General features: G+C 69.7%; 13 protein-coding genes. 6 read left to right on the top strand and 7 right to left on the bottom strand.

Features of this window, described 5'->3' with window-relative positions; translation table 11 throughout:
• Positions 1–27: 27 nt before the first annotated feature.
• Positions 28–219, bottom strand: coding sequence for an acyl-CoA carboxylase subunit epsilon (locus tag ACQCO7_RS30745; RefSeq protein ID WP_338686939.1), 192 nt, complete (start codon positions 217–219; stop codon positions 28–30).
• A 35-nt stretch (positions 220–254) separates the two neighbouring features.
• A complete protein-coding gene (locus ACQCO7_RS30740; RefSeq protein ID WP_464074862.1) occupies positions 255–1,838 on the bottom strand; it encodes an acyl-CoA carboxylase subunit beta in 1,584 nt (527 codons plus the stop codon).
• 275 nt (positions 1,839–2,113) lie between these two features.
• Here ACQCO7_RS30740 and ACQCO7_RS30735 point away from each other — a divergent pair, with 275 nt between their 5' ends.
• Together ACQCO7_RS30735 and ACQCO7_RS30730 are read left to right on the top strand one after the other, a co-directional pair.
• A complete protein-coding gene (locus ACQCO7_RS30735; RefSeq protein ID WP_464077323.1) occupies positions 2,114–2,713 on the top strand; it encodes a YceI family protein in 600 nt (199 codons plus the stop codon).
• Between the two features lie 134 nt (positions 2,714–2,847).
• Positions 2,848–3,906 (top strand): Hint domain-containing protein, encoded by a 1,059-nt coding sequence (locus tag ACQCO7_RS30730; protein ID WP_464074861.1) that lies wholly within the window; start codon positions 2,848–2,850, stop codon positions 3,904–3,906.
• A gap of 11 nt (positions 3,907–3,917) precedes the next feature.
• Here ACQCO7_RS30730 and ACQCO7_RS30725 read toward each other — a convergent pair whose 3' ends face one another.
• A complete protein-coding gene (locus ACQCO7_RS30725; protein WP_464074860.1) occupies positions 3,918–5,123 on the bottom strand; it encodes a GNAT family N-acetyltransferase in 1,206 nt (401 codons plus the stop codon).
• A 93-nt stretch (positions 5,124–5,216) separates the two neighbouring features.
• Between ACQCO7_RS30725 and ACQCO7_RS30720 the strand changes: the two genes are divergently transcribed.
• From ACQCO7_RS30720 to ACQCO7_RS30705, 4 genes are all read left to right on the top strand, one after another.
• Positions 5,217–6,359: a hypothetical protein gene (locus tag ACQCO7_RS30720; protein ID WP_464074859.1), complete on the top strand. Its 1,143-nt coding sequence runs from the start codon at positions 5,217–5,219 to the stop codon at positions 6,357–6,359.
• A gap of 72 nt (positions 6,360–6,431) precedes the next feature.
• Positions 6,432–7,283 (top strand): IS5 family transposase, encoded by an 852-nt coding sequence (locus tag ACQCO7_RS30715; RefSeq protein ID WP_464077322.1) that lies wholly within the window; start codon positions 6,432–6,434, stop codon positions 7,281–7,283.
• Between the two features lie 96 nt (positions 7,284–7,379).
• Positions 7,380–8,429 carry a tetratricopeptide repeat protein gene (locus ACQCO7_RS30710; RefSeq protein ID WP_464074858.1) on the top strand — a complete coding sequence of 350 codons (1,050 nt, stop codon included), beginning with the start codon at positions 7,380–7,382 and terminating at the stop codon, positions 8,427–8,429.
• Between the two features lie 223 nt (positions 8,430–8,652).
• Positions 8,653–9,441, top strand: a complete 789-nt coding sequence (locus ACQCO7_RS30705; protein ID WP_464074857.1) for a S1 family peptidase — start codon at positions 8,653–8,655, stop codon at positions 9,439–9,441.
• A gap of 67 nt (positions 9,442–9,508) precedes the next feature.
• Here the strand turns inward: ACQCO7_RS30705 and ACQCO7_RS30700 are convergent, their stop codons facing one another.
• From ACQCO7_RS30700 to ACQCO7_RS30685, 4 genes are all read right to left on the bottom strand, one after another.
• The gene (locus tag ACQCO7_RS30700) at positions 9,509–10,828 is read right to left on the bottom strand and encodes a hypothetical protein (protein ID WP_464074856.1); all 1,320 of its coding nucleotides are present in this window, start codon (positions 10,826–10,828) and stop codon (positions 9,509–9,511) included.
• Between the two features lie 277 nt (positions 10,829–11,105).
• A complete protein-coding gene (gene cimA, locus ACQCO7_RS30695) occupies positions 11,106–12,701 on the bottom strand; it encodes a citramalate synthase (RefSeq protein ID WP_464074855.1) in 1,596 nt (531 codons plus the stop codon).
• A gap of 327 nt (positions 12,702–13,028) precedes the next feature.
• Positions 13,029–14,120, bottom strand: coding sequence for a branched-chain amino acid aminotransferase (locus ACQCO7_RS30690; protein WP_464074854.1), 1,092 nt, complete (start codon positions 14,118–14,120; stop codon positions 13,029–13,031).
• 214 nt (positions 14,121–14,334) lie between these two features.
• Positions 14,335–15,378 (bottom strand): 3-isopropylmalate dehydrogenase, encoded by a 1,044-nt coding sequence (locus tag ACQCO7_RS30685; RefSeq protein WP_464074853.1) that lies wholly within the window; start codon positions 15,376–15,378, stop codon positions 14,335–14,337.
• Between the last annotated feature and the right edge of the window lie 8 nt (positions 15,379–15,386).

Raw genomic sequence — 15,386 nt, 5'->3', positions numbered from 1 at the left:
AGGAAGACGAGGCTGTCGAAGCTCAACTCACCGCCAGCTGTGCGGTGCCCGGAAGCCGTTCTCGCGCTCCAAGCGGCGCCAGCCGGCCTTCACCCGGCCTCGGTGGGACGGGGTCTCGGCGGGGCGGGAGGCCGCTCTCGCCAGGAGGATCGCCGTGATCGCCGCGACTTCCTCCGGCTCGGCGTTGCCCTTTTCGACGCGGATGTCTGGGGGGTTCATAAGAATGAGTCTCCGTGAGAGAGGTTTCCGCAGGGTTACTGCGGGGGGTTGCCGTGTTTGCGGGACGGCAGGTCGGCGTGCTTGGAGTGGAGCATCTGGAGGGACTTGATCAGGACCTCGCGGGTCTCCGCGGGGTCGATCACGTCGTCCACCAGGCCCCGCTCCGCCGCGTAGTACGGGTGCATCAGCTCGGCCTTGTACTCCTTGACCATGCGCGCGCGCATCGCCTCGGGGTCCTCGGCGCCGGCGATCTGGCGGCGGAAGATGACGTTGGCCGCGCCCTCCGCGCCCATCACGGCGATCTCGTTCGTGGGCCAGGCGTACGTGAGGTCCGCACCGATGGACTGGCTGTCCATGACGATGTAGGCGCCGCCGTATGCCTTGCGCAGGATGAGGGAGATCCGGGGGACCGTGGCGTTGCAGTACGCGTACAGCAGCTTCGCGCCGTGGCGGATGATGCCGCCGTGTTCCTGGTCGACGCCGGGGAGGAACCCGGGGACGTCCAGGAAGGTGACGATCGGGATATTGAAAGCGTCACACATCTGCACGAACCGCGCAGCTTTTTCGGACGCCTCGATGTCGAGGACACCGGCGAGGGTCTGCGGCTGGTTGGCGACGATGCCGACGACCTGGCCGCCGAGGCGGGCGAGGGCACAGATGATGTTGCGGGCCCACCGCTCGTGGACCTCGACGTAGTCGCCGTCGTCGACGATCTCCTCGATGACCTTGGTCATGTCGTACGGCCGGTTGCCGTCGGCGGGGACGAGGTCGAGGAGGACGTCGCTGCGGCGGTCGGCCGGGTCCGTGGACTCGGTGTGCGGCGGGTTCTCGCGGTTGTTCTGCGGGAGCAGCGACAGGAGGTAGCGGACCTCCGCGATGCAGGTCTCCTCGTCGTCGTACGCGAAGTGGCAGACGCCGGAGGTCTCCGCGTGGACGTCGGCGCCGCCGAGGCCGTTCTGGGTGATCTCCTCGCCGGTGACCGCCTTGACGACGTCGGGTCCGGTGATGAACATCTGCGAGGTCTCGCGGACCATGAAGACGAAGTCGGTGAGCGCCGGGGAGTAGGCCGCGCCGCCCGCGCAGGGGCCGAGCATGACGGAGATCTGCGGGATGACGCCGGACGCCTTGGTGTTGCGCTGGAAGATGCCGCCGTACCCGGCGAGGGCGGAGACGCCCTCCTGGATGCGGGCGCCGGCGCCGTCGTTCAGGGAGACGAGGGGCGCGCCGGCCGCGATGGCCATGTCCATGATCTTGTGGATCTTCGTGGCGTGGGCCTCGCCGAGGGCGCCGCCGAAGATGCGGAAGTCGTGGGCGTACACGAAGACCGTACGGCCCTCGACGGTGCCCCAGCCGGTGATGACGCCGTCGGTGTAGGGCTTCTTGGCCTCCAGGCCGAAGCCGACCGCGCGGTGGCGGCGGAGCTGCTCGACCTCCTGGAAGGAACCGGGGTCGAGGAGCAGCTCGATGCGCTCGCGGGCGGTCAGCTTGCCCTTGGCGTGCTGCGCCTCGGTCGCCTTCTCGCTCGGACCGGCGATCGCGCTCGAACGGATCTCGTGCAGCTCGGCCACGCGGCCTCGCGCGTCGGCGGGGCCGTCCGTCGCTTCTTCCAAAACGGTCATGTAGCGACCTTACGAAGCGGGCCGAGGATTGCGAGACGTCGACTCCGTACAGTCTCCGGCCCGTTTTCCTGGTACCCCTGAACAGAAGCCGAGGCGGGTGCACGTCTTCCGACTGCTCAGGGGGGTCGCGCATTGTGGGGGCCCTACAAGGAACGGCGCGAGACTCACATCACACGCAAGGGGGACACGGTGAACCCTACAGCCCCTCTGGAGGCGATCTTCGGCGACGGAGAGTAGCTTTCTCAACACGGTAAGGAAGTTGAATGGAGGACATGATGGGGATCTTCGGCCGCAAGAGCGACGACGGCTCCGAGGCACCGGTGGCGAGCGCCGACCTCGCCGCCCTCACCGGCGACTACACCGTCGACCCGGCCCACTCGACGCTCGGCTTCACCGCGCGGCACGCGATGGTGACGAACGTGAAGGGCAAGTTCGACGAGTTCAGCGGCGAGCTGCACCTGGACGGCTCGGACCCGTCCGCGTCCACGGCGTCCCTCGACATCGTGATGGCCAGCATCGACACGGGCTCCGCGGACCGCGACGGGCACCTGAAGAGCGCGGACTTCTTCAAGACGGACGAGTTCCCGACGATGACGTTCCGCTCGACCAAGGCGGAGTCGCTCGGCGGGGACGACTACCGCATCACCGGCGATCTCACGATCCTCGGCACGACGAAGCCGATCGACATCGACCTGGAGTTCAACGGCGCCGCGAAGGACCCGTTCGGCAACGAGCGCGTCGGGTTCGAGGGCAGGGCGGAGCTCCTGCGCTCGGAGTGGGGCATCACCTGGAACGCGGCGCTGGAGACCGGCGGCGTCCTGGTGTCCGACAAGATCAAGCTCACCTTCGACATCTCGGCGATCAGGAAGAGCTGAGAGCCGGTCACTTCGACGGCCCGCCGGGGCAGTTTCTGTCGATTACCGACAATCTACGCAAATAAGGACTCTTGGGACGCTTTCCGGGTATCACCCAGGCTCGGACACACGTCCCGGGAGGCACTTTGAGCACGATGTCAGGTCCGCAGAACTACCCCGGCGCGGACCGCGGTCACTGGTACCAGACGAAGTACGGCGGCGACCGGATGGAGGTCAACGTCGTCGTGCTCCATACGACGGAGGGCCGCAACCTCCCCGACTACCAGGGGGGCGCCGTCGCCCCCAACCTCACCGCGCTCCCCGACCTCGCCGCGCAGAAGCTCCGCTGGTACCAGCACTTCCAGATCGACGTCTCCTCCCGCGCCCTGGTCAACGCCCCCGGCGGGGTCCGGACGAACACGCTGAACGTGTGTCAGGTGGAGCTGATCGGCACCTGCGATCCCGATATCCACGGCAAGTGGAAGGCGAACAACACCCCGCACGTCTACTGGCCGCAGGCCCCGGAGTGGGCGTTGCGCGAGGTCGCCCGCTTCCTCACCTGGATGCACGACCATCACGGCGTCCCCCTCAAGGGCCCCTCGCTGTGGCCCTCGTACCCCGCCTCCGCCGGCAACAGGTCGGGCCAGCGCATGAGTTACGACCGCTGGAACGGCTTCCGGGGGGTCTGCGGCCACATGCACGTACCCGAGAACTGCGTCCACCCCGACACCCCGGTCCTGCGCGCCGACCTCACGTGGCAGCGCGCCGGCGACCTCCGGGTGGGCGACGGGATCGTGTCGTTCGACGAGGACGGGGCCGAGCGCCGCTACCGGACCGGCACGGTCACCCGCAACGAGCCCGGCATGAAGGGGAGTTGCCGGATCACCACGGCCGACGGCGAGATCACCGCTACGTACGACCACCCCTGGCTGGTCCGCGAGAACGGCGCCCTCTCCTGGGTCCCCAGCAAGGAACTCGACCCGTTCCGCCACCGCATCCTCCGGGTCCGCCCCGAGGCCGGCTGGGAGGGGAGCATCGTGGGCGGCGACGGCACGGCCGTACTCGCCGTCGAGTACGTCGGCGAGCAGCCCATCGCGTCGCTGTCGACCAGTACGCGGACGTACGTCGCCGACGGGCTGCTCTGTCACAACACCCATGGCGATCCCGGGTCGATCGACTTCGAGAAGCTGATCGAGTTCGCCAAGGGGGGCTAGAACAAAGGGGGTCAGAACCAGTGCAGGCAGTGCGGGGGGCGTTCGGCGCGGAACAGGGCGTCGGCCCGTGACGCCGCGTCCGGGTGGTGGGCGCGGATGCGGCCGGCTCGGATGAGGGTCGTCGGCGTGGTTCCGCCCAGGTAGATCGAGCCCAAGTCGCTGACATCCAGGGAGAGATCGGGCTCCCGGTCGGTCCGTACGCACTCCGCCTCGCCGTCGGTGACGGTCAGCAGGTAGCGGTCGTGCTCCCCTTCGCCGAGGAACCGGTCCTCGACGTCGAGGACCAGCTCGCCGTCCGTGAACCAGCTCCGGGCGGCCAGGGCGCGCGGGATGTCCAGCAGGCGGACCCACAACCAGTCCATGTGGCCGCCGAGTTCGGGGCCCCGGAGGTCCACGAACTGCCAGCGCAGGGGGTGTTCCGGCGGGAACTGCTTGAACACGGTCTGCTCGGTGAGGTCGTGTTCGAGTACGTACCTGGCGAGCGCCGTGAACACCGCGTCGTCCCCGGCGATCGTCTCGTCGACGGTCAGCGTGGAGCCGTCCTTCGAGTAGCTCGCGTACCCGTCCGGGACGCCGTTCGCGTCGCGGTGTACGGCGATGTAGCGGTGGGCCGGGGCGATCGGGGGCTGGCCCGCGCGCTTCGCCCACCAGCGGTGGGGGCGGGAGAGGGCGCCGGGCTGGGTGCGGCGGTAGGCGTCGTACACCTGTTCCATGATCTCCACGGCGGCCTCGCGGTGCAGGACCTCGACCGTGCCGGGGGTCTCCGGCGTCTCGATGAGGGCCGCCCTGTGGCTCGGAACCGTGAGGCGTTGGGTGTACGTCGCCGGGCCGTAGCCGAACCGGCGGTAGATCAGCGCCTCCGAGGCGAGGAGGACGGCCAGGGACTCGCCTTGTGCGCGGAGGTCGTTGAGCTGGTGGCGCATCATCGCCGTGAGGGCGCCCCGGCGGCGGTGCGTGGGCAGGACGCCGACCGCCGTGACGCCGGGGGCGGAGATCAACCGCTCGCCGGGGAGGGTGAGTTCGAAGGTGTACGAGCCTGCCGTGCCGACCGGCGTGCCGTCCTCGGTCTCCGCGAACAGGTTGCGGTCCATCTCCGCCGCCGCCCACCAGACTCCCCCGCCGTCCTCCGCCGGGGTGTCGGGGGCGAGGCCGAACGCGGTGAACAGGGTGGTGACGAAGACGTCGCGGTCCTCGTCGGTGGTGGGGCGGATGTGCATGGGGCTTCGCCGTTCCGGAGGGGGTGTGGTGTCGCGCCACTGTGCCGTGTTCCGGGGCAGTGGGGTCAAGTGAATTAGCGGCACCATGGGGGCATGAACGGGGATCACATCGATTTTCGCGGCGGGACTTTCTACGGGCCGGTGTACGGGAAGGTCGAGAGGGGTGGCGGTGCGGCGGGGGCGGTGTCGATGCTGCCGGGCGCGCCTGCGGGGTTCACCGGGCGGGAGGACGAAGTCGCCGCTGCGCTGGAGGCGTTGGCGGCGGATCGGGTCGTCTGCGTGTCCGGGTTGGCGGGGGTGGGGAAGACCGCGCTGGCCGTCGCCGTGGCGCATGAGGCCCGGGAGCGGGGGATGTTTCCGGGGGGTGTGCTGTTCGTCGATCTGCGGGGGTACGACGAGGTTCCGGTGAGTGCGGAGCAGGCTGTGTCGTCGTTGTTGTGGGCGCTGGGGGTGCGGGAAGGGGAGGTCGCCCGGTACCGGAGCGAACTGGCTTCCCGGGAGGCGATGTTGGTGGTTCTCGACAATGCGGGCGGGGGTGAGCAGGTGGTGCCGTTGCTGCCCGGGGAGGGGGCCGGGCATCGGGTGCTGGTGACGTCCCGGGATGCGCTGGGGTCGTTTCCTGTGCGGTCCGTCGAGGTGGAGGCGTTGTCGGGGGACGCGGGGCGGGAGTTGATCGAACGGGCGTTGCCTGGTGATCCTCGACTCGGGGACGGGGTGCGGGAGTTGGTGGAGGTGTGTGGGGGGTTGCCGTTGGCGTTGGTGATTGTCGCGGCGTTGTTGCGGAAGCGGCGAGGGTTGGGGGTGCGGGAGTTGGTGGCGGAGTTGGAGGGGGATCGGGTGGGGGGGTTGGCTGCGGATGGGGTGGATCAGTACGGGAAGTCGCTGGTGTTGCGGCCGGTTCTTGATGCGATGTACCGGAGGCTGGGGGAGGAAACGGCTCGGGTTTTCCGGGGGTTGGGGGTGGCGCCGGGGAAGTACTTCGATTCCGTTTCGGGGCAGATGATGGGTGGGGTGGCGGCTGAGGGGTGGAGGGTGGCTGCGGATGAGTTGGTGGCTGCGTCACTGATCAGTGCGTTGCCGGGTGGTGGGTGGCAGATGCATGACCTTGTGCAGGCGTATGCGGGGGCTCTGGTTACGGAGGAGGAGGCCAGCCAGGCTCGGATGCAGCTCCAGGTCATGTACTACGCCCGGCTGACGGTGGCCTACGAGGTGATCACTAAGGGCGTCCGCCGGTAGGTGCTGGCAGCAGGGCAGGCACGGTTCACCCGATCATGGAGTTCTCTACGCTTCATGATCACCGGGGGATCCGTGCCTGCCGTCCCATCATGCATTCTCGACCCGATCCGTGACCAGTTCCTCGCGCTCCTGCCCGTGCGCGAGGACCGGCACCCGCTGGGCTGTCACAATCCTCGGATCAGCGACGCCGTCGTCTTCGACCGGCTGGTGCAGGTCCTGGTCTTCGGCTGCGGATACGAACGAGCCGCCGACGAGCACTGCTCGGCCACCACCTTGCGCCGACGCCGCGACGAGTGGATCTCCGACGGCGTGATGGAGAGCCTGCGGCTGCTCGCGCTCGCCGCCTACGACCGCATGATCGGCCTCGAACTCGACCGCCTGAGCGCCGACGGCTGCATCACCAAGGCGCCCTCCGGCGGTGAATGCGCCGGGAAGAGCCCGGTCGACCGTGCCAAACTCGGGCTGAAACGCTCGCAGTTGACCGACGGCACCGGCATACCCCTGGTCACCGGGCCGGCACCGGCCAACACCGGCGACCACACCCTGCTGCCCGCCACCCTCGACCGCTTCACCGCCCTCGGACAGGCCCTCGGACCGCTGCCGGGGCATCCACGTCTCGCCTTGGACGCCGGCTACGACTACCGGATCGTCCACGACGACCTGGCCGACCGGAGGATCGACGCCCGCATCGCCCCACGCGGCGCGAAGACCCCGATCCAGACCGGCGGCCGGTGGGTCGTCGAGCGCACGAACTCCTGGATGAACAACTTCGGCAAGCTCCGGCGCTGCACCGAACGCCGGAGAGCGGCCGTCGAGTTCTTCCTCGCCCTGGCCGCCACCGTCATCACGGTCCGCTGCCTGGTCCGACGCGCCTGGACCCTTTACCGCTGGAGCACCCGCCCTCGAAGCCCACGGATCCGATGACCTACTGGCGGACGCCCTAAGCCGGATCAGCCGCAGGAGCTGTTCCCGGGCGGGCCCGAGGAGGCGCTGAGCTGGTTCGAGACCGAGCGGCTCGGGATGCTGAACGCGGTCCGGTGGTGCGGGAGCGAGGATCGGCAGACGGCCGTCCTCGCGCTGAAGACGGCTCTCGCACTCGTTCATCACCTGCGCAACCGGCACGCCTTCGACGACATGCTCGACGTGGCGACGATCTCCCGCGACACCGCTCGCCGGCTCGGCGCCGGCTACGACGAGACGGTCGCGCTCGGCGCCCTCAGCACCGCGCTGATCCATCTGCGCAGGTTCGGGGAGGGGCTCGACGCCTGTCGGGAGGAGCTGGAGCTGTGTGACCGCGTCGGCAACCTGGAAGGCCGGTACTACGCGCGGAGCGGCATCGCGGTGGCGCTGCTGCGGCTCGGGCGGCTCGACGAAGCGCTCGACGCGCGCGAGCGGGCACTGGCGGACACCCTCGCGCTGGACGACCCGTCGTACGCCGCCCTCGCGCGGGCCCAGCTCGCCGCGACCCTCGGTGACTGCGGGCGGCCCGAAGAGGCGTACGAGACACTCTCCTTGGCCGTCGCCGAATTCGAAGAGCTGGGTATGCGGCACCAGTTGGCGGAACCGCTCTACAACATGGCGCAGACCCTGCGGAGTCTGGGGCGGCCCGACGAGGCGTTGCCCCATGCCATGCGTTCCCTGCGGATCAGCACCGAACTCAACGACTGGCGTGGCAAAGCGGGCTCGTGGGGGCTCATCGGGCTGATCCTCCGGGAGTCGGGGCGACGCGTCGAGGCGGTCCAGGCGTTCACCCGTTCCCTTGAGTGGAGCGAGTTGCTCGGCGACGAACACCAGGCGGGCGTCGCCTGGTTGGGGCTCAGCGCTGCCCTGACCAACCTGAAGCGGTACCACGAGGCCATCGACGCCGCCCGTTCCGCGATCGAGTTCGGCACGAAGTTCGAGGAGTGGAGCGTCGTCGGTGACGCCGGCTTCAACCTCGGCATCTCCCTGCGCAAAGTGCGGCGCAAGGGTGAGGCCCGGGTCGCGTTCGGGGCCGCCGCCGACGCCTACGAGCGGGGCGGGATGTCCGAACAGGCCGCCGAAGTACGGAAGTTGGCGGGCGGTTCGTGATCCTCACCGGCACCCCTGGCCGGAATCACTCCCCTGCCCGGCCTGAATACACCCCTTGCACAACCCTTTACCGCTTTCTCATAATCCTCCGAAGATCCTGACTCGCCCATGACGACCCGTTGAACTCCCCATGGCATCTCAATTTGGCATGGGCACGTCAGGATCGGTACCCGTTGCAGGTCCGTCTAGCTCCATACCCCCCTCACGGAAGGCAACAACAACGGTGAAGAAGCTCCTCACGCTCGCGAAGAGATGTATGGCCGCCGCAGCCGTCACCCTCGCGGTCGTCAGCCTCCAGCCCCTCTCCACGGCCACCGCCGCCCCCGCGCCGGTCGTCGGTGGAACCCGTGCCGCGCAGGGCGAGTTCCCGTTCATGGTCCGCCTCTCCATGGGCTGCGGCGGCGCCCTGTACACGTCCCAGATCGTGCTGACCGCCGCGCACTGCGTGAACGGCACCGGCGCGAACACGAGCATCACGGCGACCGCGGGTGTCGTGGACCTCCAGTCCACCACCGGCCGCCAGCAGGTCCGTTCGACGTACGTCTACCGCGCGCCCGGCTACAACGGCACCGGCAAGGACTGGGCACTGATCAAGCTCGCGTCCCCGATCACCGGCCTCGCGACGCTGCCGATCGCCACCAACACGACGTTCAACACGGGCACGTTCACCGTCGCCGGGTGGGGTGCGGCCGTCGAGGGCGGTGCGCAGCAGCGCTACATGCTGAAGGCCACCGTGCCGTTCATCTCCGACGCGACCTGCCGCGCGTACGGCGGTCTCTACAGCGGCCTCGTCCCCAGCGAGGAGATCTGCGCCGGGTACGCCTCGGGCGGTGTCGACACCTGCCAGGGCGACTCCGGTGGCCCCATGTTCCGCCGCGACGCCAACAACGCCTGGATCCAGGTCGGCATCGTCAGCTGGGGCGACGGCTGCGCCCAGCCGAACGCGCCCGGCGTCTACAGCGAGGTCTCGACCTTCGCCTCCGCGATCGCGGCAGCGGCCCGGACCCTCTGACGTCCGCCCCGCCGTCGTCGTACGGACCCGGTGCCGCAACTCGGCGCCGGGTCCGTCCCGTTGAGCCTCAGAAGTCGCCGCCGAAGTCCCCTCCCCCGCCGCCGTCCCCGAACCCGCCCCCGAAGTCACCGGGGTTGAAGTCCGCGCCGGACAAGTCACCGCCTTCATAACCCTGTTGGCCCGAGCCACCGAAGTCCGAAGCGTACGACGGGGTCGTCATCAGGCTGCCCAGCATCGTGCCGACCAGCAGACCCGGAAGCAGGCCGCCGCCGAAGTAGCCGCCCGCCCAGGGGCCGTACGCCGGGCCCGCCTCCCAGTACGGGCGACGGCCGTAGTCGCTGTCCACCTCGCGGATCACCGGGTCGCGGCCGTCCGCCAGACGGGTTCGGTCCGCCGCGCAGACCGGGACCTCACGGGGGCTGCCGCCCCGTGGGGTCCAGGTGGCGTCAGCGACGGACGGGCCGTGGCGGGGGTCGAAGAAGCACGGCGGGCGGCGTTCCGGGAGGGGGCGGCCCTCCCGGCGGGCGGCCAGCTGCGCCAGCGAGAAGCGGCCGTCCTCCAGGGCCTGGGTGACGCCCCGGACGTCGTCCGGTCGCGTCGCCGCCGCCATCGCCGACTTCGCCGTGTCGTACGCGTCCAGCGCGCGCTCGTAGTCGGCGCGCATCGCGTCGTCCGCGCCCCGCTCCGCCGGGTGGAAGTCGAGGCGGTCGAGTTCCTCGCCGAAGGCCGTGATGTCCTCGTCCACGACGACGCGCAGGCGGTCCAGGGCGGCTCGCTGTTCCGCCGCCTTGCGGCGCCTGGTGCGGCGTACGAGGACGTACGCGCCCGCGCCGGCCGCCGCGAGGACGCCGCCCGCCGTGACCAGCGCGGTCGTCGAGACGCCGGTGCCGTCCGGGGAACCCCAGGTCGTAGGGGCCTTGCCCCTCATGTTCGTGAGGGCGCGGGTCGTGAAGTCGGTGAGCTGGGTGCCGGTCGTGGTCGTCGCGCGCACGCTCTGTACGAGGTTGGCGACCGCCGTTTTCGGCAGGACCCGGGAGTCCGCCCTGGCGTCGAACCTCGTGCCCAGGCGGATCGCGTACAGACCCGTGATCCCGGTGGCCGTGCGGAGGTTCTGGAACAGGGACGCGGTCGGATAGCCGGCCGGGAGCACCACGACGAACAGGGGCTTGTCCGCGTCCTCGATCCGGTCCGCCAGGGCGCGTTCGTCCTGGTCGGAGAGCTGGTCGCGGGCCGCCGGGTCCACGTACACCGGGCTCTGCCTGAGGGCCGCCGCGATCGTCGTCAGGCTCGTGGCCGTCGTCGCCGTGCGGGCGGGCGGGGCGGTCGCCGGGAGGATGACCAGAACCGCCAGGGCCAGCCCCAGCAGGATGGCGCCTTTGACCTTCATACGACCGACGCTACGGCGTGTTCCCTGGGGCGGCATTTCGGTTGTCGACGGGGCGGGAGCGGTGTCGTCCGCTCCGGGATTCCGGCGGCCCGGCGGGGGTGTGCCGGGTGCGTCCACGGGGTGGCGGGGGTGGTGCCGTGGTCGTAGGTCGTGGGGGTTACGCCGGGTGGTGAGGGTGGAGCTGTAGCTCCTGGGAGTTACGCCGGAAAGCGCGGGGTGTGCCGTAGTCCCTGGGAGTTACGCCGGATGGCGAAGGGTGTGCCGTGGCTCCTGGGAGTTACTCCGCCGGGGGGACCGCCGCGCGCAGGAGGCCGTATGTGTACGCGTCCTCCAGGGCCTGCCAGGACGCGGCGATGACGTTCTCCGCCACGCCTACCGTCTGCCATTCGCCGGAGCCGTCCGTCGTGGAGATGAGGACGCGGGTCGTCGACTGGGTGCCGTGGACGCCCTCCAGGATGCGGACCTTGTAGTCGACCAGGTCCAGCTTGGCGAGCTGGGGGTAGATCTTCTCCAGGGCTACCCGCAGGGCTCGGTCCAGGGCGTTGACCGGGCCGTTTCCCTCCGCCGTGGCGACGATGCGCTCACCCTTGGCCCAGAGCTTGACCGTCGCCTCGTTCGCGTGGCTGCCGTCGGGGCGGTCCTCGACGATCGCGCGCCAGGACTCGACCTCGAAGTAGCGCAGGGGGCTGCCCTTGACCTCGGCGCGCAGGAGGAGTTCGAAGCTGGCGTCGGCCGCTTCGTACGTGTAGCCCTGAAGTTCGCGTTCCTTGACGCGGGCCACCACCCGGCCGACCACCTCGCGGTCGCCGCCGAGGTCGACGCCGAGTTCCTTGCCCTTCAGCTCCACCGAGGCGCGGCCCGCCATGTCCGAGACCAGCATGCGCATGCTGTTGCCGACCAGCGCCGGGTCCGTGTGCTGGTACAGGTCCGGGTCGACCTTGATCGCGGAGGCGTGCAGGCCCGCCTTGTGCGCGAACGCGGAGACGCCGACGTACGGCTGGTGCGTGGAGGGGGTGAGGTTGACGACCTCGGCGATCGCGTGGGAGATGCGGGTCATCTCGCGGAGCTTGCCCTCGGGGAGGACCTGCTTGCCGTACTTCAGTTCCAGGGCCGCTACGACCGGGAACAGGTTCGCGTTGCCCACGCGCTCGCCGTAGCCGTTCGCCGTGCACTGGACGTGGGTCGCTCCCGCGTCCACCGCCGCGAGGGTGTTGGCGACCGCGCAGCCCGTGTCGTCCTGGGCGTGGATGCCGAGGCGGGCGCCGGTGTCCGCGAGGACCGTCGTGACGACGGCCTGGATCTGGGCGGGGAGCATGCCGCCGTTGGTGTCGCAGAGGATGACGACGTCGGCGCCGGCGTCGCTCGCGGCGCGGACCACCGACTTCGCGTACTCCGGGTTCGCGCGGTAGCCGTCGAAGAAGTGTTCGCAGTCCACGAAGACGCGGCGGCCCTGGGCCTTGAGGTGGGACACCGTGTCCCTCACCATCTCCAGGTTCTCGTCCAGGGTCGTGCGCAGGGCGAGTTCCACGTGGCGGTCGTGGGACTTCGCGACCAGGGTGATCACCGGGGCGCCGGAGTCCAGGAGGGCCTTCACCTGGGGGTCCTCCGCCGCCTTCGCGTTCGCTCGGCGGGTTGCGCCGAAGGCGACGAGCTGCGCGTGCTGGAACGTGATCTCCTGCTGCGCCCTCGCGAAGAACTCCGTGTCCCTCGGGTTCGCGCCCGGCCAGCCGCCCTCGATGAAGCCGACGCCGAAGTCGTCCAGGTGGCGGGCGATGGCCAGCTTGTCCGCGACGGTGAGGTTGATGCCCTCGCGCTGGGCGCCGTCTCGGAGGGTGGTGTCGAAGACGTGGAACGAGTCGTCGGTGTCGGTCATGGTCAGGGGGCTCCTCGAATGCGGGTCGCATACTGCCGGGAAAACGAAAAGACCCCTCGCGGGTGCGAGAGGTCTGCGCGGGTCGCTGTTCGGCTTGTTCAGCCGGGACCGTCGCGCTTGATGCTAATAATCGTGGGGAGTGAGGGCACAGGGCAGTTTTACACGGGTTCGGGGCGGGGTCAGGGGGTGTCTCAGTATGCGAGCGGGGTTTTGAACGCGGGTTCGTCTGCCTGGTTGGGGTCTGTGGGCGGGTGCGGGTTCGTTGTGGCTGGTCGCGCAGTTCCCCGCGCCCCTAAAAACAAAACCGGTACCCGCCCACTTACGACGTCAGTCTGCGATCTTGTGCATCCACGCGTGCTTGTCCTGCGTCGTTCCCCTCTGGATGTTCAGCAGGGCCTCCCTCAGCTTCAGCGTCACCTCGCCCGGTTCGCCGCCGGACTGCTGCCACTCCTTGCCCTGCCTCTTCACCGTGCCGACCGGCGTGATGACCGCCGCCGTGCCGCAGGCGAAGACCTCTGTGAGGGTGCCGTTCTCCGTGTCCTGCTGCCACTGGTCGATGGAGATGCGGGACTCCTCGGAGTCGTAGCCGAGGTCCTGGGCGACCTGGAGGAGGGAGTCCCGGGTGACGCCCTCCAGGATCGAGCCCGTGAGGGTGGGGGTGACGATCTTGTCGCCGTAGACGAAGTACAGGTTCATGCCGCCCAGTTCCTCGACCCACTTGTGCTCGACCGCGTCGAGGTAGCAGACCTGGTCGCAGCCCTTGGCCGCGGCCTCGGCCTGGGCGAGGAGGGACGCCGCGTAGTTGCCGCCGGTCTTCGCGTCGCCCATGCCGCCGGGGACGGCGCGGACGCGGTCCTCGGAGAGCCAGATGGAGACGGGCTTGACGCCGCCGGGGAAGTACGCGCCGGCCGGGGAGGCGATGACGAGGAAGAGGTACTCGTTGGCCGGCTTGACACCGAGGCCGACCTCCGTGGCGATCATGAAGGGGCGCAGGTAGAGGGATTCCTCGCCGCCGTGCGCCGGGACCCAGCCCTCGTCCTGGCGGACCAGCGCGTCGCACGCCTCGATGAACGTCTCGACCGGCAGCTCGGGCATGCCGAGGCGGTGCGCGGACGCCTGGAACCGCTTCGCGTTCTTCTCCGGCCGGAAGATCGCGACGGAGCCGTCGGGCTGGCGGTACGCCTTGAGGCCCTCGAAGATCTCCTGCGCGTAGTGCAGGACCGTCGTCGCCGGGTCCATGGAGAGCGGGCCGTAGGGGACCAACTGGCCGTCGTGCCAGCCGCGCCCCTCGGTCCAGCGGATCGTCACCATGTGGTCGGTGAAGTGGCGGCCGAAGCCGGGGTTCTTCAGGATGGCCTCGCGGTCGGCGGTGGCCAGCGGGCCGGCGGACGGCTTGAGCTCGATCGTGGGCGTCGTCATGAGTGGTTGTCCTTCACCGGTTGTAGTGACGGCCGCGCACACCGTCGTACAGCACTCCCGTATTCCGCGGCTCCGTGTCCGATTATCGCGCGGACGCCGACGGCACGGGAGGAAGGGGGTGTTCGCGGCCTGGGGTAATGGTTTCACCCGGCGGAGGAATGGCGAAAGCCGCCGGGCGCGAGGTGTGCGACCCGACGGCTTCGGAAGCGCGGGCCTATCCGGCTACGCGTACGACGAGGGCGTCACCGATCTCGGTGGTGGACCGGGACGGCAGCGAGGCGCGCTCCGTGAGGTCGGCGCTCACCGCCTCCTCGACGCGGGCCGCCTCCGCCTCGTAGCCGAGGTGGCGCAGCAGGAGGGCGACGGAGAGGACCGTGGCGGTGGGGTCGGCCTTGCCCTGGCCGGCGATGTCGGGGGCCGAGCCGTGGACGGGCTCGAACATCGACGGGAAGTCGCCCGAGGGGTTGATGTTCCCGGAGGCGGCGACCCCGATGCCGCCGGAGACGGCTGCCGCGAGGTCGGTGATGATGTCGCCGAAGAGGTTGTCGGTGACGATGACGTCGAAGCGGGCGGGGTCGGTGACGAGGTAGATCGTCGCCGCGTCGACGTGGATGTAGTCGGTGGTGACCTCGGGGAACTCGGTGGCCACCTGGTTGAAGACGTTCGTCCACAGGTGCCCGGCGAAGGTCAGCACGTTGTTCTTGTGGACCAGCGTGAGCTTCTTGCGGGGCCGGGCCTGCGCGCGGGCGAACGCGTCACGGACGACGCGCTCGACGCCGTACGCCGTGTTGACGGAGACCTCGGTGGCGACCTCGTGGGGCGTGCCCTTGCGGATCGTGCCGCCGTTGCCCGTGTACGGGCCTTCCGTGCCCTCGCGGACGACGACGAAGTCGATCTCCGGCTGGCCGGCGAGCGGGGTGGCGACGCCGGGGAGCAGCTTCGAGGGGCGCAGGTTGACGTGGTGGTCGAAGGCGAAGCGGAGCTTCAGGAGGAAGCCGCGCTCCAGGACGCCGGAGGGGACACCGGGGTCGCCGATCGCGCCCAGCAGGATGGCGTCGTGGTTCTTGAGGGAGTCGAGGTCGGCGTCGGTGAGGGTCTCACCGGTCGCGTGGTAGCGCTTCGCGCCGAAGTCGTACTCCGTCGTCTCCAGCTTCACGTCCTCGGGGAGGACGGCGGAGAGGACCTTGAGGCCTTCGGCCACGACTTCCTGGCCGATGCCGTCACCGGGGATCACTGCGAGATCGATGCTGCGAGACATGGCGGCAG

It is taken from the genome of Streptomyces saintjeani (genome assembly GCF_055409605.1).
Note: the sequence above shows the minus strand (reverse complement) of the source record. Positions and strands in the feature narration are given on the sequence as shown.

Excerpts from the sequence above, each read along its gene's own strand:
- ACQCO7_RS30745 (WP_338686939.1), bottom strand. The coding sequence starts at position 219 with ATGAACCCCCCAGACATCCGCGTCGAAAAGGGCAACGCCGAGCCGGAG.
- ACQCO7_RS30740 (WP_464074862.1), bottom strand. The coding sequence starts at position 1,838 with ATGACCGTTTTGGAAGAAGCGACGGACGGCCCCGCCGACGCGCGAGGC.
- ACQCO7_RS30735 (WP_464077323.1), top strand. The coding sequence starts at position 2,114 with ATGGGGATCTTCGGCCGCAAGAGCGACGACGGCTCCGAGGCACCGGTG.
- ACQCO7_RS30730 (WP_464074861.1), top strand. The coding sequence starts at position 2,848 with ATGTCAGGTCCGCAGAACTACCCCGGCGCGGACCGCGGTCACTGGTAC.
- ACQCO7_RS30725 (WP_464074860.1), bottom strand. The coding sequence starts at position 5,123 with ATGCACATCCGCCCCACCACCGACGAGGACCGCGACGTCTTCGTCACC.
- ACQCO7_RS30720 (WP_464074859.1), top strand. The coding sequence starts at position 5,217 with ATGAACGGGGATCACATCGATTTTCGCGGCGGGACTTTCTACGGGCCG.
- ACQCO7_RS30710 (WP_464074858.1), top strand. The coding sequence starts at position 7,380 with ATGCTGAACGCGGTCCGGTGGTGCGGGAGCGAGGATCGGCAGACGGCC.
- ACQCO7_RS30700 (WP_464074856.1), bottom strand. The coding sequence starts at position 10,828 with ATGAAGGTCAAAGGCGCCATCCTGCTGGGGCTGGCCCTGGCGGTTCTG.
- cimA (WP_464074855.1), bottom strand. The coding sequence starts at position 12,701 with ATGACCGACACCGACGACTCGTTCCACGTCTTCGACACCACCCTCCGA.
- ACQCO7_RS30690 (WP_464074854.1), bottom strand. The coding sequence starts at position 14,120 with ATGACGACGCCCACGATCGAGCTCAAGCCGTCCGCCGGCCCGCTGGCC.
- ACQCO7_RS30685 (WP_464074853.1), bottom strand. The coding sequence starts at position 15,378 with ATGTCTCGCAGCATCGATCTCGCAGTGATCCCCGGTGACGGCATCGGC.